Raw genomic sequence first — 22,138 nt, 5'->3', positions numbered from 1 at the left:
ATTTACACCTCTTTTCGCACAGGTGGTCTGGTATCAAAGGCATGGAGCAGTTCTTCAAATACAGGGTGGAACTGTATCACACCGACACGACCATATAAATCACTGATAAGGCATTGCCCGTTTTCCAAATCACGCAATCGCTTCTGATTGTTTTCGTCCTCTGGGTCTACACCAAAAAAGGCTAAGGTCTTTTTAATCTCGTTAAGGTCAGTGGAACGAAATGCAAATTTTAAGCCGAGGTTATTTTTCAGTTTTTCATCTAAGAGGTCGTCTGTATTTTGGGTCACGAAATATACCCCAGCGTTCATAGCACGACCAGCCCGAACCAGCTTCATAGATAGTGTTTTTCCTTGTGCTACCTGTAAAAAGCTCCATGCTTCGTCTAAATCTACAATCTTGAAAATGCTTCGGTCTGTATGGATAAAGTCTAAAGCAAAGGTACTAATGACAATCAGCATAGCAACGGATAAAAGCTCCATAGTGGTATATTCCTCAAAGGAAGTTTCCTTGTCGGGAAGTACCAAGTCCGCAACCTGTATAATGTTCAGTTGTTTTTCTAAGCTGATAGACTGCTCCACATAACCATTACTGAATAATAAATGTGCAAAGTCATAGTCTGTAAAACTTTCGATATGGTCGGCTATACTGGTACTTAGTGGCGTATTCTCAACCCGTAATTCCTCAATCACTTTCATCAACCCTCGTACTTCACTATTGGTTACTGCACGAATGGCTTTTCTAAGGATTGGGAAGCGTTCCCCATCACGAGAGGAAATCCCCGTAAGGAATGTCAGAATATCAATAGCCAGTGATTCAGAATCTTTGGGATTTTTCATAATCACATAAGGGTCAAGTAAGCCTTTGTTTTTCTCATCAGAAGTCAGAGTGACGATATTGATTTCATGGGAAATCTCTGGCAAGGTTTCTTTCCATCTGCCACGTTCTGCTTTTGGGTCTACAATCACTGCTTGTGCCCCATAAAGCACCGCATAATAGACGATAAGGTTATTCGCAAAGGATTTACCACCACCCAGCGAACCAACAAAAGCCGACGCTAACGCATTGGTTACTGAACCCTTAACCCCTTGACTGGCAAGAGCAGGTTTCAGATAGACATTGCGTCCAGTATCTAAGCTGTAGCCAACATAAATCCCCTCATTTTCCCCCAGCATTTGAGTAGCACCAAAACCTAAACCAGCGAGGAAATCAGAGGTCACGTATTGAATATAATCATTCATATAACGCTTGCTGGCAGGTAAAAATTCTTCATGTAAGCCGAGCATATCCCCAAATGGTCGTACCAGTTTTACGCTTAAATCGTCATAAAAATCTTTCACTTCATTACAACGACGTTTGAGTTCGTCAAGATCATTTGCTGATACCCTTACCACATAAGACAGCTTGTACATAGATTCCTTGCTTTGGTCTAAATTGGTTTCCAGCTCATTCACACTTTCCAGAGCTTCCGCCACATTGGAGCTGGTTTCATTATCACTTTGCCAAGCGTGGTTATCCAAGTCTTTCAGTTCTTTCTTTTTATTGCGGACAGTAGATAGGGCTTTACGATTCGCTACAATTTCCACATTCATTGACGTATCAATCGGGAATGTAAATTGCTGTTGCTGGTAGTAGAAGATTTCAGAGGACGGGAAGTCCAGTTCTCCGACAATGCTGTTAATGGTAAAGTAAGCTACATAGACGGTTTCATCTTCCTGCTGGATTTTCAAATATCGCTGTTTTTCTTCCACCAAACAGCGAGTAGGCTTAATCAAGTCATAGTATTTAATCAGCGTTTCATTATCCAGCTTTTTCTTTGATAGATGGTACTCATACTCTTCATAGGCAGTGCCTGTCTGTCCGTAAAGGTGTTCAATCAGATAGCCGAAGTCGTCCTTATCTAACCTGCGGATTTTGAAACGACGAGAGATTTTATTTTCTAAGAGCTTTTCCATCTTCTGAAAACGCAGGATTTCATCATTACTCATACTAACAAAATCGCCCATCAGCTTATGGTTCACATCATAGACAAAATCAGACAAAGCATTTTTTGCTTCAACGGTAAGACTTTTCATAGAAAACTCCTGATCGTTGAGAAGCAACTTAAAGCCGATAAAGAAACGGTAGTTCACTTGATTTTCGCCAATCATGGATATTAAAGCGTCTGTCTGTTGGTCGATTTTGTCATAGGCAACCGCTTTGAGCTTGCCAGTGACTTCATTTTTGGAACGCTCTTGTGCAGAACGTATGCTGGATTCTGTACTGATTTGTAAAGCATGAATTTTGCCATCACGATTTTGTGCGATAAGCTGTCTGAAAGAATCATGCACTTGTATTTTCTGTTCTGGACTTAGAAATGAGTAATTGTAAGGAACAAGCTCATAGTAAGCATAACATTCCCCGTCTTTATTCCAGACGAGATTGTTTTCAATGTATTTAATTGGATATGCCATAAAATTCACTCCTAACTGCTGTAATGGCTTCTTGTGGCTGGTTTCTGCCAAGCGTTACTTTTTTTCCTGCATAGGTCAGCTTTGGTCGCAGTGCATAAGCAATGACAGACTTCAAAAATCCATAAGGCTTTTTACCATCAAAAGTTTTTGTAGACATAAACCATGTGAAAGCCACAGGAATCCCAAAGTATTTGAGAAATGCTCCCTCTATCATGGAAAGAGGGGGCAAGTTGCCAAGTATCATCACTGCAAAGAGTGACACGACAAACCATGTCATTTGCGTAAAGGTTATGGGAAACGGAAGTCTAAAATCATTGATAGAATACAGTACCTTTTCCACAGACCAGATACTGGTATAGCTTCGTATTTTCTTCATGTAATCAATCCTTTCATAAAAAATAGGGGTAGCTGATTGAGCCACCCCGTAAAATAGAAAATCTGCCAGTAGTAATGTACCGACAGATTTAATAGACGATTTCAAAAATCCCATGATTGGTTGAGATAAACGTTCCTGAAAGGTCTAAATCCCGACCATAGGCTTGATAATCAATATAGTTTTGAAGACTAGCTGGTACTTCGCCTAAAGCACCCGTTTCTTCAATGTAGTAGCGTGCCACGTCATACATATCATCACAATCGGAATGAATGATAATATCCTCTTGATGTTCGCTTAGTTCTTCAATGCTTGAAAAATGAGTGAGCAGAGCAGATAGCTCCGATTGTAATTCTTCGGGTAATTCCGATACCATTTCCCATAGTCGATTGAGTTCGCCAATGGAAGTGTATTCGTCAACCGTAAAGGGTAACTCGTAGTCATGAATGGCGTATTCCTCATATTCATCATTCAAGCCGATTTTCTCTTTGACTTCCTCAAAGTCAATGGGAAAGGTAAACCACGCACCGACCAATTCGCCCTCATTGTATTTGCCTAAATTCGCAATATAGACTTGCATATCGTCCATATATTCACGTCCTTTCTTTGTAGAGATTCAAAAATCCCTACCGCACTTCGTTTGGTGTACCATTCCTTTGCGGAACATAAGAAAACCACTTATATTCCACAAAAGAACGGTTTTATTTAAGCACCAATAATGCGATTGAATAGCTCTAGTAAAATGTCTTTTACTCCAGCAGCGTTGAAGACTAAGCCAACCGCAATAATCGCAATAATTAAAAAGCCAATCAGTTTGCTAAACTCACGCTTGAAGCCAAGATACAAGCCAATCACAACGATTGCTAAAAGCACCAGTGATTGAGCGTTTGATAGAAACCAGTTATAAAGGTTTTGTCCAAAATTCATAAAAATGTTCTCCTCTCTATATTCAATGAATTTGTATTTGAGTTATTTTTTTGTTGTTATCACGTCCTGTTCTTTTACTGACTGTTGCTTCAAAATCTGCTTGTGTCGGTCTGTCAGTTTCGCATGGTCGAGAATGTCTTTTACAACCTGCGTCTGGTTGATTTCATCAAGTTTAATCGCAACCTTTAAGGTCGGGGCAACTTGATGAGATAGCCGGTTCAGCGTCCTTTGGAAGGAGTAAGGCTCTGGTTTTGTGGTTAGTTTTAATCGTTCACGATTGTTCCCAATAAACCAAGCCCATTCTTCATTCAGTTTCCAATCAGAACGAGGTTTGGAATCGTCTTTATCTACAAAACGGATATACCGATTGATAATTTTAAAGGCGGTATGCTCTGGATTGTCATAGACGAGTAAATCACGGACTGCATAATAGGCACGCTCATTTTTCAATCGAATCTCAAAACGGTTTTTTACTTCTGCGTCTTCAATGGGAATATCATTTTTCTTGTACTGCTCGTAGTCCTTTTCATAGATACAGAAATAAACTTCACTTTGTAATGAACCGATATAGAGGGTGTTTCCCATACATTCCTTTTCCTCTTTGCGTACCAGTTCGCCACTGCGATAGCTTTTAAAACTGCGGAAGACGGAGATACATTCTTCCTGTTGGCACTTTTCAGTGAGTACAGGGATATTCAAAATCCCTGTCTTATCGTTAATGGCAAGGTCAAGGCGTTTCATCACACCGCCAGCCACCAAAACGTCCATAAAGAACTCATACCAGCTTCTTTGTTGTGCCAGAAGATAGCTTTCAAATTGTCTGCACCCACGACCTTTCAATTCCACCAGAACTCCTTTGTCCAGTTCATGGGAGCAAAGGACGAATATGTCGCCTAAAGCATAATGCTCTGAATAAGAATAGAAACCATAGTCCTCATGAAGAAAATAGGACAGTTTCAGTTGTAAGATGTTTTCGACCACCTGCTGTACGTCTGTTGTCGGAAAGCGAATCCTTACATAATCAAACAGCATTTCAAGGGGAGCGTCGGGATTGAAGCGTTCCAGAGCTTCCCAAAGGGACTGCTGTAAATCCTCTGATGGCTTGACTTTTCCTGTTTCAATATCGCTTAGATACTGCCTTGTAATACCAGTCGCAACAGCTAAACGGTTTTGAGATAGTCCATAAGCCAAGCGTTTTTCTTTTAAATGCTGTAACCAAGTTTGTTCATTCAGTAAAAATCCCTCCAATCAAAAAGGCGTATGTCAACTTTTAAAGCCCATTTGACATACGCTGAAATTTTGTAAATCCCTTGTAACCAAAGGATTTTCTAATGTTTTTTTGACTGTTTCCTGTCGATTTGTACCCCCCTGTTAGATACGGGGGGTTAAGTGCTGGCGTGGCTATTGCCACACCAGCCAGCAAGATCAGTCCACACCTGCGACTTCCGCTTCGCACGTCGCCTGCGTGGACTGTCTGCTGTTGGATAACTTTTTAATTTCCTCCAAGAAATCATATCCTTTTGGTATAAGGGGAGTATAAAACTCTGATATGACACTTGTTCCTACATCAACATAGCCACGACCTTTGATTCGCTTTAAGAAGAAATCCTTTTGTACGTCACTGCCAAACATCATGCCATAGCCCATTTCAGACATACGACCTAAAGCCACTCTGAAATTAAACTGATCACGGATTCCGTCGCCTAAATATTTTGCGTCTGGACGTTGACAAGCCAGTATTAGAAAGAAGCCAGCTTGACGACCTAACATGACAATCTGTTTCAGCTTATTCATAACTGCGGTGTTTTCTTTTGTTCCCAGCATTTCCATGAAAGCGACGTATTCATCAAAGATTAAGAAGTGTGCCGGGAGACCTAAGTAAGCATAATTTTTGCCAGTCTTATAGTTCTTCATCTGCTTCATTTCCTCACTACGTTTCATCATTTCTTCATAGAATGTTTCAATGCAAGAAAGCAAGTCTTCTTTTCTATAGTAGACATTTGCCATCACAGAACCTAAGTCCGCAAGGTCAGCATTTTTCGGGTCAAGAATATACAGTTTTGAATCTGTATGAAGCAAGGCTTCAATCAGTGTCAGTATAAAGTAAGTTTTACCGCCACCTGTACCACCAGCAATCAACATATGAGGGAGCTTATCATATTCCCACCATACGTTTTTCATTAAGCGAAGTTTACCATCTTTAGCTTCTACTTCATCAATAGAAATACGACTGGCTATGGTGTCATAGAGCAAAGTATATTCCACATAGGAATCCTTTAACTCTTTATCCGTCAGCTCACAGTACAAGCCACTCTCTAATTTCTTTTCCAAGTGTAAGAGTTGGTCTTGATATTTTCCCAGCGTGATTTCCACCCGTATCTGTATCAAGCCATTTTTAAGTCGATAATACATTTTAGGGAAGTAGGTTATCTTTTCCTTTGTACGACCAGCACTATCTTTAAAGAAACCCTCTGTTTTGACCTGTTCAGATTCATACCACTTGTTTTCAAGTATCATCTTTGCCAGTTTTTGACGGTGGTAAAGTTGTTTAACCGTATCATAGCGAACCCGTTTGAATACAAACGCTACCAGCAAGCAGATAAGAATTGCGACACTGAAACTGATAATTAAATAGGGAATGTCAATCTTATCTGCTTGTGATAGGTTAAAATCCTGCCAGTTGATCTGCTGGATTGTCTTCACATGAAACAGTCCGACAACCAGCAGGAAAACAGGCAGGAGTGACGCTATCGTAAAATGAAAGACTAAATCTTTACCAGATGGGCGAATCCTTTTACCACGCTGTTTCATGCGAAAAAGTCTCCTTTCTACCTAGCGACTATTTGTCTTGTGTCGGTTCTTTCTTTGCTTGTGGTTGAGCTTTGAATGAACTAGAATCCTTTGTCAGCACAATATCGTCTGCCTTGATATACCAGTCAACATCTGCTCCTTGATAGGTGGCAGTAGCAACGGTGTCCGCAATGGGATTGATAAGTTCCACCCGTGCGTTATAATCAAACTCTTTCAAAGGCACGCTGGCAGGAATACTTACTTGAATCATGCGTCCTTGTCCTTTGGATTTTAAGTCATAGGTACGTTCCTTGATTTCATCTGAAACCGACCCGTCTTCATTTTGGATTCTCACTTCACGACGTAGAGCAGAGAATTTCAATTCTCCAAAAGTCGTGTCTTTATCTAATACAATGCCATTTGCTAATCTCATCATTTTTCCTCTCTTTCTTTATTCTTTTATCATGTCGTCAGCATGTAAAAGGTAATTTGTAAAACCACGAGTGCCGATTTTGTAGCCCTCTGCGGTAATACGTGGATTGACTAACTTCACACGTTCCTCAAAGCCGAAATGTTTTTCGCCAGCTTCAGCAGGAAGCACCACCACAATATCATCTGCTCTTTGAACATCAGAATAGAGATTATAGCTTCTTGATAAGACAGTTAGCCGTCCGTTGATTCTTCGCTGAACGACTTTATCCTCGCCAGCAAATTCTAAATTGCCGAATGTTTTTTCCATGTTGGGAATCACAAATTTAAGTTCCATATTTTTACCTATCCTTTCTTTTTTATTGGCTGAATGAATGTTTGATGGTCTTAAAGAGTGGGGAACGACCTTTTGATTCTTGATTTTTTGTTTTCATAAGTTCACTTCCTTTCAAAATCGGGTAAAAAAATAGACACCTCATTTTTTGAAGTGTCTACCTATTAAATATTCAAATTTTATTGGAAGTATCTTTATATCTTCACTTTTCAAGGATAAATCGTCGTATCAAAGCTCATTCATAAGTAGTAAATTAGTAGTAAATTGAGTGGTTTTGACCTTGATAAAGTGTGATAAGTCCAGTTTTTATGCGGATAACTAGATTTTTATGCTATTTTTATCCATAAAAAATACGTTTCATAAGTTACTTACTTAATATTAATAGAAATCCAATATTGTATAATTAAATTAAAGATGACACTGGAATCAGGAGGATTTATTATGGTTAATAATGTAGCTGTTAAAGTCTCAAACCTTTCAAAAGAATTTTTGTTAGGGCAAGACAAAACTGTCTCTATTTTGAAAGATGTTTCTTTATCTGTCAATTATGGGGAATTTATATCAATACTTGGTGTCAGTGGTTCTGGAAAGTCTACTTTGCTAAGTTGCTTATCAAGTTTATCTGAACCAACAAGTGGCGAAGTTGTTATCAATGGTATAAATCCATATACCTTAAAAGAAGGGAAGCTTGCTAAATTTAGAAGGCAAGATATTGCAATTATTTTTCAAAACTATAATCTGGTACCCGCTCTACCTGTACTAGAAAATGTTACACTTCCTCTGAGACTCTCAGGAAAGAGTGTTGATAGCAATAAAGTAAAAAAAATGTTGGATAGTTTGAATTTTAAAGCAGAACTATCATCATTAGTTGCTACCTTATCAGGTGGAGAACAGCAAAAAGTGGCTATTACTCGTGCAATAATAGCTGATAGTAAAATTATTTTTGCTGATGAGCCAACAGGAGCTCTGGACAGCGTCTCAAGAAAACTTATTTTTGAAACACTTCGTAATTTAGCGAGTCAAGGAAAATGTGTGTTTATGGTCACTCATGATATTGAGTTGGCTTCAAAAACTGACAGAGCACTCATTTTAAAAGACGGAAAAATATCTCAACAAATTATTAAACCTTCAGCTGATGAGCTCTACCAAGCACTTGAAAGTAGTAAAGATTAATTTGAGGAGGTTTTATTATGCTAAAATTAATCATTTACCAATTTCAGTACTCAAAAAGACAATGGTTAGGAACAATACCATTACTATTTGTATCTAGCCTGATTGTTGGAACATCTTTATTTGGTATTGCTAGTTCAATAAATACTGCTAATATTAACGCTTCACAACTTTTTCAAATGCTAATAATTTTTGGAGGGACTACTTTATTTTTCCTTATTTCAAATAATATAAGGCTGCTAATAGATATCTTTAAAAAGGATTACCAATTATGGGCTACCCTAGGCGCAAGCAGAACTCAACTATCTTTACTAGTATCTGGACAGTTTTATTTAATGGCAGTGATTGTTAGTAGTATTGGTACAATACTTTCATTTTTTGTGACAGATAGTTACTACAAATTTTTACAAAATTTATTAGGAAGAGATGAGTTACCTGATTTAGTTATTACAGCCAACATTCAATCAATTTTATTGAGTGTTTTCATAGTCCCAACAATTGTCGGGATAGGGGCTTACTTTTATTCAAGCCGTATACTTAAAATATCATCAATATTAAAACCAAAAAAGAAAAAAAGAAAAGTTACAGTAACTGGTTTTGTTAACATCTCTGTTCGTTTAATCCTATGGTTACTATGTATAGGTTTGATTGTTTCAGCAAGTTTTAGCAGAAATAAAGAAATAATTTCAACACAGTCAAGCATAATATTATTTTTATTAATTATTCAAATCCTTATTATTCAATCACTATCTCCATCAATTCAAGTGTTTCTAATAAAATTTTTAATGAGGATATTTCCAACTGAAAATTATGTAATCAATACAGGCTTTTGGAATCTACTATCCAATCCTAGTTATTTAAAAAGTATACAAACTTCAATGAGCATGGGAGTAACTCTCATTTCTGGGTTTATTCTTTACACCCAAAATATGTATTCATTCATGAATAAAGCAAACGGTGTACTCGAAGCAAGAGCTTCCTTTATTGCTTATCTGTCTGCTCCAATTATTCTGATTATTACTAGTTCTATTTCTCTTACAATTTTATCTTCTAATAAAGATATTGAAGACATTAAACAGTTAAAGACACTGGGAGTGTCAAGATCACAACTTTTTAAAATACGTATAGGCGAGGCAATAATACATTCGGTGTTAATTTTATTAGTATCAGTAATTTTCAATTTAATTATTTTAATTTTAGTTAGCTTTATTGGCCAACTTTTAGGCCAAAGTGTAGTAGATATATCGGGTTTTTGGCAACCGAGTCTTATAGTTATTTCTTTGTTAGTTATTTTTTATAGTATTACAAAGGAATTTTATATATTTCGAGATAGATAAATTGGAATAGTTACTGATTCAAAAGAATACAGACACGTTTCAATCATGACTTCCATTATAAAAACCTCCTGTTAACTATTTGAACAATAGAACAAGGGGCTACTAGTAAGATATTTTCATGCTCAAGGCATATTCGAGTTATCTCATGACTCTTGTTCATGCAGTTTTACATACAGGCTAGGAAAAACCCTATTAAAGATCACGGATTGGTATTGTTCACCTTCATTATAGGCTAAACATCTTTTTCTGTCATGAGTTAGCAGGCTCTGCCTGATTAGAGTTTTACATGTAATCTATTTTAATAGTAATGTTTTATCATTTTCAGGAGAACGTAGTTTTGACTCGTTCTCTTTTTTGTTGTGATACTTATTTCAAGGAATATTTGGTAGGATTGGAGTGAAAAAAGATTAACTAGGAAAGAAGGAAGTATATGGAAGCCATTTATCAACGTGATTCGGATCAAGATGGATTAACTGATGCTCAAGAATTGGCGCTAGGAACCAATCCTCTTAGCGCAGATTCTGATGGTGATGGACGTTCAGATTTAGTGGAAATAGAAGAAGGAACCAATCCCTTAGAAAAGGATTTACAAGACATAGACCAAACAAGTATAACTGAATCGTCATCAGTATTTATGGAAATGAAACAAAAGATTTCAGATATGATGGAGAGTCACTACAAGGAATTTATACAGGCTCTGATTAGTATTGAAACAGGGATTGAAAACCAACAAGACCTAGAAGACTTATATACTTACTACATGAGAACAGATGCTGTTTCTCTTTTGTCTAGTAATTTAGAAACCAGTCCTCAAGAGGTGGAAATGGAGATAGAGTTGTAGGGGAATCATGTGATTCTCCTATTTTAGTATAGATGAAAGGAGCGAGTATGGAAGTAGTGCAATTATTGGCTATGTTTCGTGGAACAATTCCAAAAGATAGGGAGAAAATGGACCTATTTCTTCGTTATCAAGCGCAACATTTTGATGAGAAATGGCAGGACTTGGTAGAGAGTTTTTTGGCTGAAGAGGGCAAGATAGAAGAGATTCCTCACGTCTATTCTTTTTATCAAGATATTGTTTCTTTCTTAGAGGCTAGTTCTGAAAATAATGACCAAGATTTAGAAAGTTACACAAGAACTTTTGGACAAGCGGGTCTAGATAAATTATCTCAATTAAGTAATTTTGAGAAAAACTTGGTGCTAGAAGTCGCAATCTATAACCTTTCCACTCGATTTTACATCCAATCTGAAAAAAAGAAGTTAGAACCATTAAGTGAGCTTGTATGTCATCAGAATAAGGATGTCAATTTAGTCAATGTCTATCGAGTTGCGAATAATCTATCTGACCGTATTAGTAGAGATATAGAGGAATTTCTTCTAATGGTTGACTCAAAAGAGCTTAAAAAAGAAGTTCTTGAGATTCATTTTGAAGAAAAAGAGGGAGATGTTCTAGCCTATTTGGGTTCAGAATTGATGGCTACTTTAGATACCGTTACGGATCTTGTCCATCATGAAGAAAACTACACACAACTCCCACTGACACAAAAGCTGAAGATTATTACTCATTTTGATGAAGTGAAAGCTATAAGAGAAAAGTCTAATCAAGTAGAGGAATCTTTATCTCCTTCAAGTGATATTGAACAGGAAACGGAAGAAACGAACTCTTTTTCTAATGTCGATAAAATTGTAGAAGAAGCTTTGAGGGAATATCCAATCGGTTCACAAGTAAGTTATAAAGGACAAGTATTTCAGTTGGTTTCGATTGAAAATGCTCAGTTAAATGACTTGGTTCGCCTAGAACTATTCAGTGATTCCAACCAGTTATTTGAAGAGAATCCTATCTTATACTTGAACAGTTTAGAAGAGATTGAACAAGTATTGTCTCATGTAGAACTTGAAAAAGATGATTCAGAGATTGAGATTGATCCATCAAGTGAAAGTCAGGAAATAGATTTGTTTTCCTACCTGGAAGAAGATAATGAAAAGGAAAAGGATAAGGAAACAAAACCTTTAATTTCAGGTATAGAAGAGACGGATGTTACTGTTCAAGATTTTGTTTTTCCAGATGACTTAGAGGACTTTTATCCTAAGACAAATCGAGAAAAGATTGAAACGAATATCGCCGCAATTAAACTTGTTAAAAGATTAGAAAAAGAGGGACGACAAGCGAATCCAGAAGAACAAGAACTACTAGCCAAGTATGTTGGATGGGGTGGTCTTGCCAATGAATTTTTCGATGAACTCAATCCAAAGTACGAATCAGAACGTTTAACTCTTAGGAGCTTAGTAAGTAAATCAGAATACTCCACCATGAAACAAAGTTCTCTTACAGCCTATTATACAGACCCAATGATTATTCGCCAGATTTGGCAAAAATTACTGGATGATGGTTTTGAAGGAGGAAGGATTTTAGATCCTTCTATGGGGACTGGGAACTTCTTTGCGGCTATGCCTAGAAGTATACGAGAGAGGTCAGAACTCTATGGAGTTGAATTAGACAGCGTGACAGGCGCAATCGCAAAACAACTCCACCCCAATACCCATATTGAAGTGCGAGGATTTGAAGAAGTTCCCTATCAAAATAATAGTTTTGATTTAGTCTTAACGAATGTTCCATTTGGAAATTTTCGGATTGCTGATAAAAACTATGATAAACCTTATATGATTCACGACTACTTTGTCAAACACTCACTTGATTTAGTAAGAGACGGAGGACAAGTTTCGATTATCTCTTCTATCGGGACAATGGATAAGCGGACAGATAATGTCTTACAAGAGATTAAAACCAACACTCATTTTTTAGGGGGTGTTCGTTTGCCGGATACGGCTTTTAAAAAGATTGCAGGTACTCGAGTGACCACAGATCTCCTCTTCTTTCAAAAGGATCAAGCAAAGAATCTTAATGAGGAGGAACTTGTCTTTAGTGGCTCTATTCCCTTTGAGGAGGATAAGCGTGTCTGGATCAATCCTTATTTTGATGGGAAATACAATACACAAGTTTTGGGTCAATATGAGGTACGTAATTTTAATGGAGGAACTCTCAATGTTAAGAGGGTATCAGAAACATTAGCTACTGACATAATGAAAGCATTCGAGAATGTGGAAGCACCTAGACCAATTGACAACTCTTTGAAAGCACCTGTTTTTATCCAAGAAGAAGTGGATAATTCTATTCCAAGTCGTATACGTGAGGACTTAGCGCTCTATTCTTTTGGATATGAGGGAAAGCAAATTTATTACCGAGATACGCATGGCATTCGGAAAAGTTCAAAAGTAGATGAAATTAGTTATTATGTAGATGAGAAGGGAGATTTTAAAGCTTGGGACAGTTCTTTGTCTGAACATAAAATAGACCGATTCGTGCAACTTCATTTGACAGATGAGGAAGCACTAGATGTTTACAAGTCAGAAGAAGCGAGTAAAAGAGGGAAATATAAGGGACTGTTCAAAAAAACTGTCTTTTATGAAAGTCCCTTATCGAATAAGGATATTAGTCGTATTAAGGGCATGGTTGATTTGAGAGAGACCTATCAAGCCTTAATTGAAATTCAACGTCATCAAGATTATAGTCGGACAGATTTTCAGGTATTACTTAGTAAACTCAATCATGACTATGACCGCTTTGTAAGTCAATTTGGCTACTTGAATGCCTCAGTCAATCGGAACTTATTTGATAGTGACGATAAGTATTCCTTACTAGCTAGTTTAGAAGATGAATACATTGATTCTAAAGATCAGAAAGTAAAATATAAAAAATCTTTAGCCTTTGAGAAAGCATTGGTTAGGCCGGAGAGAGTGATTACAAGAGTATCAACTGCTTTAGATGCCTTAAACTCTAGTTTATCGGATGGTAGAGGGGTTGATTTAGACTATATGGTATCAATTTACCCTGAGCATAGCCAAGCTGCTATTTTAGATGAGTTAGGTGACCAGGTTTTAATGGATCCAGAAAGCTATTTAAGAGGGGAAAAAAAATATCTTTCTAAGAACCAGTTTTTGTCAGGAGATATTCTCAACAAGATAGAAGTAGTTCAACTATTAGTGGAGGAAAACAATCAAGAATGTGACTGGTCTCATGCTTTAGATTTGTTAGAATCTGTTCGTCCTCCACGGATTCATCTGGCAGATATTGAGTTTAAAATAGGGTCACGTTGGATTCCTCAATCCGTTTATGGTAAGTTTGCTTTTGAATGTTTTACTAATCGTGAATTTGAATTGTCTTCGCCTGATGTTGAACAAGTCATTGAAGTGAATCCTGTCGATGGCCAGGTTCATTTAAGGACATCATTTGCTTATCGCTATCCAAGTGCTAAAGATAGTAGTCTTGGAGTTAATGGGTCACGTTATGATACAGGAAGAAAGATTTTTGAGAATTTACTAAATTCAAACCAACCGACGATTACTATGACTGTTACGGAAGGAGAAAAGAAAAAGACCATAACAGATTTGGAAAAAACCTCTGTTCTAAGAGCAAAAGAGCAGCATTTACAAGAGCTCTTTCAAGACTTTGTCTCACGGTATCCAGAAGTCCAACAAGTCATTGAGGAAAGCTATAATCGTCTTTATAATCGAACGGTTAGTCGAGAGTATGACGGTAGCCATCTAGTTATTGATGGCTTGGCACAAAACATCAGTTTTCGTCCTCACCAAGAGAATGCCATTCAAAGAATCGTAGAAGAAAAAAGAGCCTTGTTAGCTCATGAGGTAGGTTCAGGAAAGACCTTGACCATGCTTGGTGCTGGGTTTAAATTAAAGGAGTTGGGGATGGTTCATAAGCCCTTGTATGTAGTACCTTCTAGTTTGTCCGCTCAATTTGGCCAAGAAATCATGAAATTTTTCCCTACCAAAAAAGTCTTTGTGACCACTAAGAAAGATTTTGTGAAGGCGAGAAGAAAACAATTTGTGTCACGTATTATTACAGGAGATTACGATGCCATTGTTATTGGGGATTCTCAATTTGAAAAAATCCCTGTCAGTAAGGAAAGACAGATGAATTATATAGAGGATAAACTTAATGAACTACGAGAGATTAAAACACATTCTGAAAATAAGTATACCGTTAAAGAAGCAGAGCAATCAATAAGTGGTCTAGAGAAACAATTGGAAGAACTCCAACGCTTTAATCGTGATAGTTTTATTGATTTTGAGAACTTAGGAATTGATTTTCTCTTTGTGGATGAAGCACATCACTTTAAAAATATTCGTCCAATTACTGGACTTGGAAATGTAGCAGGGATTACCAATACAACCTCTAAGAAGAACGTGGATATGGAAATGAAGGTTCGACAGATTCAGGAAGAACATGATTTTAAGAATATTGTTTTTGCGACAGGAACACCTGTTTCCAATTCTATTAGTGAGTTGTATACTATGATGAACTACATTCAACCGGATATCTTAAAACGCTATCAAGTTGATTATTTTGACTCTTGGGTAGGTGCTTTTGGAGAAATTCAAAACTCTATGGAATTAGCTCCTACAGGGGATAAGTACCAACCTAAGAAACGATTTAAAAAGTTTGTCAATCTACCTGAGTTGATGAAAATCTATAAAGAAACAGCTGACATTCAAACACAAGATATGTTGGATTTACCTGTTCCAGAAGCTCATCTTATCCCTATTGAGAGTGAGTTAACTGAAAACCAGAAACTCTATCTAGAAGAATTGGTTATGAGGTCAGATGCGGTCAAATGTGGAACAGTTGATCCGAGCCAGGATAACATGTTAAAGATTACGGGTGAGGCACGAAAACTAGCTATTGATATGCGTTTATTGGACTCTAGTTATAGTCTAGCAGACAATCATAAACTGCTTCAGGTAGTGGATAATGTTGAAAGAATTTATCGTGAGGGAATGGGAAATAAGGCTACTCAGATGATTTTTTCAGATATTGGCACACCTAAGAAAAAGGATAATGGCTTTGATGTTTATTCTGAAATAAAGGCTTTATTAGTTGATAGAGGAATCCCTAGTAAGGAAATTGCCTTTGTACATGATGCCAATAGTGATGAAAAGAAGAATAGTTTGTCTCGAAAGGTCAATGCAGGAGAGGTGCGTATCTTACTTGCATCAACTGAAAAAGGAGGAACAGGTTTAAATGTTCAGAGCAAGATGAAAGCAGTTCATCATTTGGATGTCCCTTGGAGACCAAGTGACATTCAGCAACGCAATGGACGTATTATCCGACAGGGAAATGAAAACAAGGAAGTAGATATTTACCACTATATTACCAAAGGTTCGTTTGATAATTATCTATGGGCAACTCAGGAGAACAAACTCCGTTATATTAAGCAGATTATGACTTCTAAGGAGCCGATTCGTGCTGCAGAAGACATTGATGAACAGACTATGACGGCTTCTGACTTTAAGGCATTAGCAACAGGTAATCCTTATCTCAAATATAAGATGGAACTAGAGAATGATCTAACTCTATTAGAAAATCAAAGACGCGCCTTTCAACGCAGCAAGGATCACTATCGTCATACAATCTCCTACTGTGAAGAAAATATGCCCATTCTTGAGAAACGATTAAGCAAATATGAAGGAGACATTCAACAGTCTGAAATGTCGAAAGACCAGGCATTTTCTATGACGGTAGGTAAGCAAGCTTTTGATCAACGATCTGAAGCAGGGGAATCCCTACACCGTCTTATCCGTCATAATCAAGCTGACAGCAAAGAATTCCGAACCCTAGCAAGCTATCGAGGATTTGACATTAAAATGCTTAGTCTTCCAATAAATCAACCTCTTCCTGAAACATTCTCTGTTAAGATTGTAGGAGAAAATCAATATTCTGTCAGTTTAGATTTGTATTCTCCTTTGGGGACCATTCAAAGGCTTCAGCATACGATTGATCACATTAAAGAGGACCAAGTGAAAACTCAGAACTTATTGGATGAATTAAAGGATAAATGGACTACTGCTAGAGTAGAAATTGAGAAAAATTTTCCAAAGGAAGAGGATTATCAAACTAAAAAGGCCGAATACGATGTACTCGCGCCATTGATTGAAACAGAAACAGATTTAGATATTATTGATCAGGCCCTAAGACAATTCCACGAAAAAGGAAAGGAAAAGCAAGAACAACTTTCTTTTGAATTAGATTAAAAAATAGATATAAATAGCGGACAAGAAAAGAAAAGCGCGGTAGAATAAAGATAGAAAGAAACGAGGTAACGATTATGATGGAAGATACCTATTATCAATTAGAAGAGGCCTTGGTACAGGGATTTCAAACACCTGAAGAATATCAAGCCTACAAGGAGCTAAAGGAACATTATGAGGAAGTTACTGGGGATTACAGTTTTTCTAAACGAGAACTCACTAGCCAATTGGAAATCACTCTTCAAAATCATCGAGGTGTGGACTTTGAAGAACATGAAAAAGAGGAGTATTTGGAATTAGTTCAAAAACTAGAAGAGTTTGATTCTTCTCTTGCCACCCATTATCGACAGTTGATTGATTAGAAAGGAGAAAGTCATGAATGATTTACTCCTTATCCCAGTAATTTTTTTAGCAGTAGGAGGAATTCTCATTCTTTTATGGAGGATCTTCCTTATTGCCAGTGGACTTTTCCTGATTGGTTTTGTCAGTTTTCTTATTTTCGTGGAGGTCTATGGAATTTATTTGTTCTTTACTGAACCTACTTTATACTTTGATGATATCAGACAACATGGTTTAACTAGTTTTACGGCTGTGTACCTTTTCATCAATCTGATGTTGGTTCTAGGATTCAGTTGGCGTTTCATAAACTCCAAAACTAAGAAAAGTATGTAAACTTGTTAGATGGTTAAAAAACTTTATCTGAATCTAAATTCGGATAAGGTTTTTTATTTGCCTTGATTCTTTCATATACATCATAGCTAAATTGGAGTAATAATTTATGAAAATCATTATCCTCACTATTATTACTTGTATTTATGGCTTGTTTATGTCGTTCAATATGAGAAAGAGCTCTTCTCAAATTTATATTATAAACTGAAGACAGCTAGTTTTATTTTTTTCTCTGAACTGTACGATTTTACGCCTGAAATGTAGGAATCACCTTTCGTTGTTGTGTGATAAAACTTACAAGTCCTTTTTGTTATTCTTGACCTAGTTTTTATAGAAAGAAGGTCTAAGATGTTAAATAAAGTCAAAACTAAAGCCTTAATTAGTGTCGGAGCAGTGGCTGCAACTAGCTTTATTCTCATGATGGGATATACTGCTGGTCAACATTTTACTGCTAAACAAAGTCGCAAAGAAATCGAATTGGCTGCAGCTAAACTTGTAGAGGACAAACAAGCAGAAGATAAGGCAAGTATTTTGTCATCAGATACTGTAAAAGAATTTTTGACACAGTACTATACGAAAGAAAAACTAGGGGAAAATAATATACGTATTCAACCTTATATGACTGAATCGGCTTATTCTCAAGAATTGACAAGTCAAAACGATGCCATGAACCAAGTGTATAAGGACTATATTTTGGATTATCATTTTGAAAAAGCTGATATCTTTGTCAATCAGACTACGAATCAAGCCATTGCCATGGTCTCTTATAATGTAACCTATGTATCCGATTTAAAGAATGCCAACCAATCAAAGACCAATCAGACAGAAACCAGAACGGTTAAATTGTCCTATTCTAAACTACCTGGTAAGTTATTGGTCAATCAAGTGCAGGTTTGGAAATCTGGATTAGATGATTTAGATAAGGCAACTCCTAAAACCTTAGAAGAATCATCATCAGTTCCATCATTGCCAAATACTACGACAAAATGATGATATTACATGGAAATAGAAGAATGTAAGCAAATTTCAATTCTTGATGTAGCAAGTCGTTTAGGTATCTCCTTTAAACAAGTTTCTAGCAGTGTCTATGAACATCCTGAACACGATTCATTCCGGATTTTTTCGAATACAAATACTTTTAAATGGTTTTCAAGAGATATTCAAGGTGATGTCATTGATTTTGTTCGACTTGTTAAGGGAATTTCCTTTAAAAAAGCTCTAGCATTTCTTTCTGAAGAACCTTTTCAAAAAGAAGCTGTTCAAGAAAAAAGAGAGAGACCATTTTATTATCCTTTAAATAGAATAGAAGATTCTAACTGTAGTCTGGCCAGATATTACTTAACAGAATGTAGAGGAATTTCAGAAGAAATCGTACAAAAGATGATTCAACAAGGTTTGATAGCACAAGCCAGTTGGAAAACAAATGAAACTGTTGAACCTGTTATTGTTTTAAAAAGTTTTGATCATCGTCACAAACTGCAGGCAGCAAGCTTACAAGGGATTTATAAGAATCATTCTCTTCCAAGAGAGAGGTTGAAAACGATTCTAAAAGGAAGCCATGGACATGTTGGAATATCCTTTGATATTGGTCACCCCAATAGACTGGTCTTTTGTGAATCGTTCATCGACTTGATGAGCTATTACGAGCTACATCAACAAAGTCTATCAGATGTTCGTTTGGTATCTATGGAGGGATTAAAAAGGTCTGTTGTCGCTTATCAAACTTTACGACTGATAGCTGAAGAAAATCAGAAATTGGAATTCTTAGATACAGTAATACCTTCAAAGTTATTGCCTTTAATCAATACAATTCGTGATACCACCAGCTATTTTGATAATCATCCTGATTTATTGACACTGGCAGTAGATTGTGATGATGCAGGTAAAGATTTTTCTGATAAGTTATCTCAATCAGGATTGCCTGTTTTACTGGATTTACCTGATAATGAATCTGGGAAAGAAAAACGAGACTGGAACGATATTCTTCGAGAAAAGAAATCAGATTTACAATTTATGCTTGAGACTGTAAAAGAGACATTTGGAAATCCACCAGTAAGACAAACTTCTCAATGTTTAGAATTGTGATAACAAAATCAAGATGTTTTAGCTAATATTAGTATGAAGGAGGATCGTATATGACCATAATCGAACGCTTAGAAGAAAAGGTCACTAGGCAAGAGAGTAAGGTAGCAAGAGAAACAGAAAAACTAGCTGCTTACAAAGAGCAACTAGAGACAGCGATGTTTGCGACGTTCAAAAGGCGTCAAAGCATTAGTCACATGAGTTTTGAAGAAGCTCTTGACCATGCCTTTGGTAAAGAAAGACAATTCGATGATTCTGAATTTAGAAAGGATGAAATGAGTGAATGACAAAAGATTGGAATTTTAATCAACCATTAGAAAGTAAATCAGAAAATCAAGAAGATCCAGATAAAATTGCGGCCTTATTTGGAAATCATCAAGGAGGTAATGATGTAAATTATGAAGCAGCTTTTCAAAAGAGAAAACAAGCCCCTGTGACGGAATCAAATCCTAGTTCTAAACCCAAAGTTACAGAGGTTAGAACAGGAAAAGAGACAGATATCACTACAAGTTATCAGCAACATCTTAAAAGACTGATTGCAGATAACAATAGCGATATTCAAAGTAGTCAAAAGAAAATTGAAGAGCTACATACGTTGATTGACACAAAGAATAAAGACAATAAGAAATTGCAGTCCATTTATGATGCGATTTCCGAATTACACTAAGCAGTCCTGATAGGCTGCTTTTTTTGAGAGGTTATAGATGTTTACAACATTTTTTAAGAAAAATCACGACAATAGTGATATATTTAAAAAGCTGATTCATAGACTATCTGATATGTCTTCCCAAGATCTTGAAAAAATAGACCGACTGCTAGATATCATTTTCACTCCAGATCAAGGATCAGAACAACTAAAAACAGAATCAACTTACAGAGAAGAAACTTTGGACGACACATTAAAGGAAGCTAAGAATCAACTTCATAAGGAACAATTGGAGAAGAATTTAGAGAGGTTTAGGAAAAACAGTCAATAACGCACCAATTTTGGTGCGTTATGCTTTTTTATGCTATAATTGAATTATAAAAATAAAGGAGTTTGCCATGATTGGAAAGAACATAAAATCCTTACGTAAAACACATGAATTAACACAACCCGAATTTGCCCGAATTATAGGAATTTCTCGAAATAGCTTGAGTCGTTATGAAAATGGAACGAGTTCAGTCTCTACCGAATTAATAGACATCATTTGTCAGAAGTTTAATGTATCTTATGTCGATATTGTAGGAGAAGATAAAATGCTCAATCCTGTTGAAGACTATGAATTGACTTTAAAAATTGAAATTGTGAAAGAAAGAGGTGCTAATCTTTTATCTCGACTCTATCGTTATCAAGATAGTCAGGGAATTAGCATTGATGATGAATCTAATCCTTGGATTTTAATGAGTGATGATCTATCTGACTTGATTCATACGAATATCTATTTAGTAGAAACTTTTGATGAAATAGAGAGATATAGCGGCTATTTGGATGGAATTGAACGTATGTTAGAGATATCTGAAAAACGGATGGTAGCCTAGTGGAAATCCAAGATTATACTGACAGTGAATTCAAACATGCTCTAGCACGGAATCTTCGTTCACTGACAAGAGGAAAAAAGTCCAGTAAGCAACCTATAGCGATTTTGCTCGGAGGGCAAAGTGGTGCCGGTAAGACTACAATTCATCGTATTAAACAGAAAGAATTTCAAGGAAATATTGTTATCATAGATGGAGATAGTTTTCGTTCTCAGCATCCACACTATTTAGAACTTCAGCAAGAATATGGCAAAGACAGTGTTGAATACACCAAATATTTTGCAGGTAAAATGGTAGAGTCTTTAGTAAGAGAATTGAGTCATTTGGGATACAATCTTTTGATAGAGGGAACTTTACGAACTATTGATGTTCCAAAGAAAACAGCACAACTCTTGAAAAGTAGGGGATATGAAATACAATTAGCCTTGATTGCGACAAAGCCTAAGCTGTCCTATCTGAGCACCCTTATCCGATACGAAGAACTGTACGCTATTAACCCAAATCAAGCACGCGCAACTCCAAAAGAACATCATGATTTCATTGTAAATCATCTAGTTGATAATACACGACAATTGGAAGAACTAGCTATCTTTGAAAGAATTCAAATTTACCAACGAGATAGAGGTTGTGTATATGATGCAAAAGAAAATACAACTTCAGCGGCAGATGTTCTTCAAGAGTTACTGTTTGGGGAGTGGAGTCAAGTAGAGAAGGATATGCTTAAATCTGGAGAAGAAAGATTGAAAGATTTAACTAATCGAAATGGTTGTTAGATCATGAGTTTTAAAATATAGTCTATTGGATCGTCATTTTAAAAATAACGATCCTTTTTTTTATTTTCTATTTTTGCTTGTTCTTTATCTTTTTCAAAAGTTATAACTTTCTTAAGTGATGGTTTCCTAGCAATATAAGTACAAATTAAGCACAGTTTATGATTATTTTAAATCTTGGGGGT

General features: G+C 36.5%; 23 protein-coding genes. 13 read left to right on the top strand and 10 right to left on the bottom strand.

Annotation, left to right across the window (positions count from 1 at the left end):
* Nucleotides 1-2: 2 nt before the first annotated feature.
* The 9 genes from ACIY14_RS01480 to ACIY14_RS01440 all read right to left on the bottom strand — a co-directional run bounded on the left by ACIY14_RS01480 (nucleotide 3) and on the right by ACIY14_RS01440 (nucleotide 7,306).
* Complete coding sequence (locus ACIY14_RS01480; RefSeq protein WP_000331160.1) at nucleotides 3-2,450, bottom strand: ATP-binding protein; 2,448 nt, start codon at nucleotides 2,448-2,450, stop codon at nucleotides 3-5.
* Nucleotides 2,434-2,826 carry a conjugal transfer protein gene (locus ACIY14_RS01475; RefSeq protein ID WP_000723888.1) on the bottom strand — a complete coding sequence of 131 codons (393 nt, stop codon included), beginning with the start codon at nucleotides 2,824-2,826 and terminating at the stop codon, nucleotides 2,434-2,436. Before ACIY14_RS01475 ends, ACIY14_RS01480 begins: the two co-directional genes overlap by 17 nt.
* An 88-nt stretch (nucleotides 2,827-2,914) precedes the next feature.
* The gene (locus ACIY14_RS01470) at nucleotides 2,915-3,412 is read right to left on the bottom strand and encodes an antirestriction protein ArdA (RefSeq protein ID WP_000342539.1); all 498 of its coding nucleotides are present in this window, start codon (nucleotides 3,410-3,412) and stop codon (nucleotides 2,915-2,917) included.
* Nucleotides 3,413-3,528: 116 nt separating this feature from the next.
* Nucleotides 3,529-3,750 (bottom strand): hypothetical protein, encoded by a 222-nt coding sequence (locus ACIY14_RS01465; protein ID WP_001009056.1) that lies wholly within the window; start codon nucleotides 3,748-3,750, stop codon nucleotides 3,529-3,531.
* Between the two features lie 42 nt (nucleotides 3,751-3,792).
* Nucleotides 3,793-4,998, bottom strand: a complete 1,206-nt coding sequence (gene mobT / locus ACIY14_RS01460; RefSeq protein ID WP_409001272.1) for a MobT family relaxase — start codon at nucleotides 4,996-4,998, stop codon at nucleotides 3,793-3,795.
* 22 nt (nucleotides 4,999-5,020) lie between these two features.
* Nucleotides 5,021-5,173: a hypothetical protein gene (locus ACIY14_RS01455; RefSeq protein ID WP_000879507.1), complete on the bottom strand. Its 153-nt coding sequence runs from the start codon at nucleotides 5,171-5,173 to the stop codon at nucleotides 5,021-5,023.
* 2 nt (nucleotides 5,174-5,175) lie between these two features.
* Nucleotides 5,176-6,561 carry an FtsK/SpoIIIE domain-containing protein gene (locus ACIY14_RS01450; RefSeq protein ID WP_049551382.1) on the bottom strand — a complete coding sequence of 462 codons (1,386 nt, stop codon included), beginning with the start codon at nucleotides 6,559-6,561 and terminating at the stop codon, nucleotides 5,176-5,178.
* Nucleotides 6,562-6,589: 28 nt separating this feature from the next.
* On the bottom strand, nucleotides 6,590-6,976 hold the full coding sequence (locus tag ACIY14_RS01445) for a YdcP family protein (RefSeq protein WP_000985015.1): 387 nt from the start codon (nucleotides 6,974-6,976) through the stop codon (nucleotides 6,590-6,592).
* Nucleotides 6,977-6,991: 15 nt separating this feature from the next.
* Nucleotides 6,992-7,306 carry a YdcP family protein gene (locus ACIY14_RS01440; protein ID WP_000420682.1) on the bottom strand — a complete coding sequence of 105 codons (315 nt, stop codon included), beginning with the start codon at nucleotides 7,304-7,306 and terminating at the stop codon, nucleotides 6,992-6,994.
* 438 nt (nucleotides 7,307-7,744) lie between these two features.
* Here ACIY14_RS01440 and ACIY14_RS01435 point away from each other — a divergent pair, with 438 nt between their 5' ends.
* The 6 genes from ACIY14_RS01435 to ACIY14_RS01410 all read left to right on the top strand — a co-directional run bounded on the left by ACIY14_RS01435 (nucleotide 7,745) and on the right by ACIY14_RS01410 (nucleotide 17,586).
* Nucleotides 7,745-8,476, top strand: coding sequence for an ABC transporter ATP-binding protein (locus ACIY14_RS01435; protein ID WP_050215980.1), 732 nt, complete (start codon nucleotides 7,745-7,747; stop codon nucleotides 8,474-8,476).
* A 17-nt stretch (nucleotides 8,477-8,493) separates the two neighbouring features.
* Nucleotides 8,494-9,810, top strand: a complete 1,317-nt coding sequence (locus tag ACIY14_RS01430) for a beta-carotene 15,15'-monooxygenase (protein ID WP_409001271.1) — start codon at nucleotides 8,494-8,496, stop codon at nucleotides 9,808-9,810.
* Nucleotides 9,811-10,240: 430 nt separating this feature from the next.
* Nucleotides 10,241-10,651: a thrombospondin type 3 repeat-containing protein gene (locus tag ACIY14_RS01425; RefSeq protein ID WP_000387509.1), complete on the top strand. Its 411-nt coding sequence runs from the start codon at nucleotides 10,241-10,243 to the stop codon at nucleotides 10,649-10,651.
* A 47-nt stretch (nucleotides 10,652-10,698) separates the two neighbouring features.
* Nucleotides 10,699-16,917: a DEAD/DEAH box helicase family protein gene (locus ACIY14_RS01420; protein WP_191619953.1), complete on the top strand. Its 6,219-nt coding sequence runs from the start codon at nucleotides 10,699-10,701 to the stop codon at nucleotides 16,915-16,917.
* A 74-nt stretch (nucleotides 16,918-16,991) separates the two neighbouring features.
* Nucleotides 16,992-17,276: a DUF5962 family protein gene (locus ACIY14_RS01415; RefSeq protein WP_000969645.1), complete on the top strand. Its 285-nt coding sequence runs from the start codon at nucleotides 16,992-16,994 to the stop codon at nucleotides 17,274-17,276.
* A 13-nt stretch (nucleotides 17,277-17,289) separates the two neighbouring features.
* Nucleotides 17,290-17,586 (top strand): DUF5966 family protein, encoded by a 297-nt coding sequence (locus ACIY14_RS01410; RefSeq protein WP_000998888.1) that lies wholly within the window; start codon nucleotides 17,290-17,292, stop codon nucleotides 17,584-17,586.
* A 13-nt stretch (nucleotides 17,587-17,599) separates the two neighbouring features.
* Here ACIY14_RS01410 and ACIY14_RS01405 read toward each other — a convergent pair whose 3' ends face one another.
* The gene (locus tag ACIY14_RS01405; RefSeq protein ID WP_074187117.1) at nucleotides 17,600-17,797 is read right to left on the bottom strand and encodes a hypothetical protein; all 198 of its coding nucleotides are present in this window, start codon (nucleotides 17,795-17,797) and stop codon (nucleotides 17,600-17,602) included.
* A gap of 134 nt (nucleotides 17,798-17,931) precedes the next feature.
* Between ACIY14_RS01405 and ACIY14_RS01400 the strand changes: the two genes are divergently transcribed.
* The 7 genes from ACIY14_RS01400 (at nucleotide 17,932) to pezT (ending at nucleotide 21,956) form a co-directional block, all read left to right on the top strand.
* Complete coding sequence (locus tag ACIY14_RS01400) at nucleotides 17,932-18,573, top strand: hypothetical protein (protein WP_050215983.1); 642 nt, start codon at nucleotides 17,932-17,934, stop codon at nucleotides 18,571-18,573.
* Between the two features lie 9 nt (nucleotides 18,574-18,582).
* The gene (locus ACIY14_RS01395; RefSeq protein ID WP_050215984.1) at nucleotides 18,583-19,668 is read left to right on the top strand and encodes a toprim domain-containing protein; all 1,086 of its coding nucleotides are present in this window, start codon (nucleotides 18,583-18,585) and stop codon (nucleotides 19,666-19,668) included.
* Between the two features lie 50 nt (nucleotides 19,669-19,718).
* The gene (locus tag ACIY14_RS01390; RefSeq protein ID WP_000152419.1) at nucleotides 19,719-19,952 is read left to right on the top strand and encodes a DUF5965 family protein; all 234 of its coding nucleotides are present in this window, start codon (nucleotides 19,719-19,721) and stop codon (nucleotides 19,950-19,952) included.
* Complete coding sequence (locus ACIY14_RS01385; RefSeq protein ID WP_000159212.1) at nucleotides 19,949-20,332, top strand: DUF5945 family protein; 384 nt, start codon at nucleotides 19,949-19,951, stop codon at nucleotides 20,330-20,332. The genes ACIY14_RS01390 and ACIY14_RS01385 overlap by 4 nt, the downstream gene beginning before the upstream one ends.
* A gap of 37 nt (nucleotides 20,333-20,369) precedes the next feature.
* Entirely contained in the window at nucleotides 20,370-20,642 is a 273-nt protein-coding gene (locus tag ACIY14_RS01380; RefSeq protein WP_000495438.1) for a hypothetical protein, read from the top strand.
* Nucleotides 20,643-20,709: 67 nt separating this feature from the next.
* Nucleotides 20,710-21,186: a type II toxin-antitoxin system antitoxin PezA gene (gene pezA, locus ACIY14_RS01375; RefSeq protein WP_000579623.1), complete on the top strand. Its 477-nt coding sequence runs from the start codon at nucleotides 20,710-20,712 to the stop codon at nucleotides 21,184-21,186.
* Nucleotides 21,186-21,956 (top strand): type II toxin-antitoxin system toxin PezT, encoded by a 771-nt coding sequence (pezT, locus tag ACIY14_RS01370; protein ID WP_016399580.1) that lies wholly within the window; start codon nucleotides 21,186-21,188, stop codon nucleotides 21,954-21,956. Before pezA ends, pezT begins: the two co-directional genes overlap by 1 nt.
* Nucleotides 21,957-22,138: the final 182 nt, after the last annotated feature.

It is taken from the genome of Streptococcus sp. ST16 (genome assembly GCF_046098135.1).
GTDB lineage: Bacteria > Bacillota > Bacilli > Lactobacillales > Streptococcaceae > Streptococcus.
Note: the sequence above shows the minus strand (reverse complement) of the source record. Positions and strands in the feature narration are given on the sequence as shown.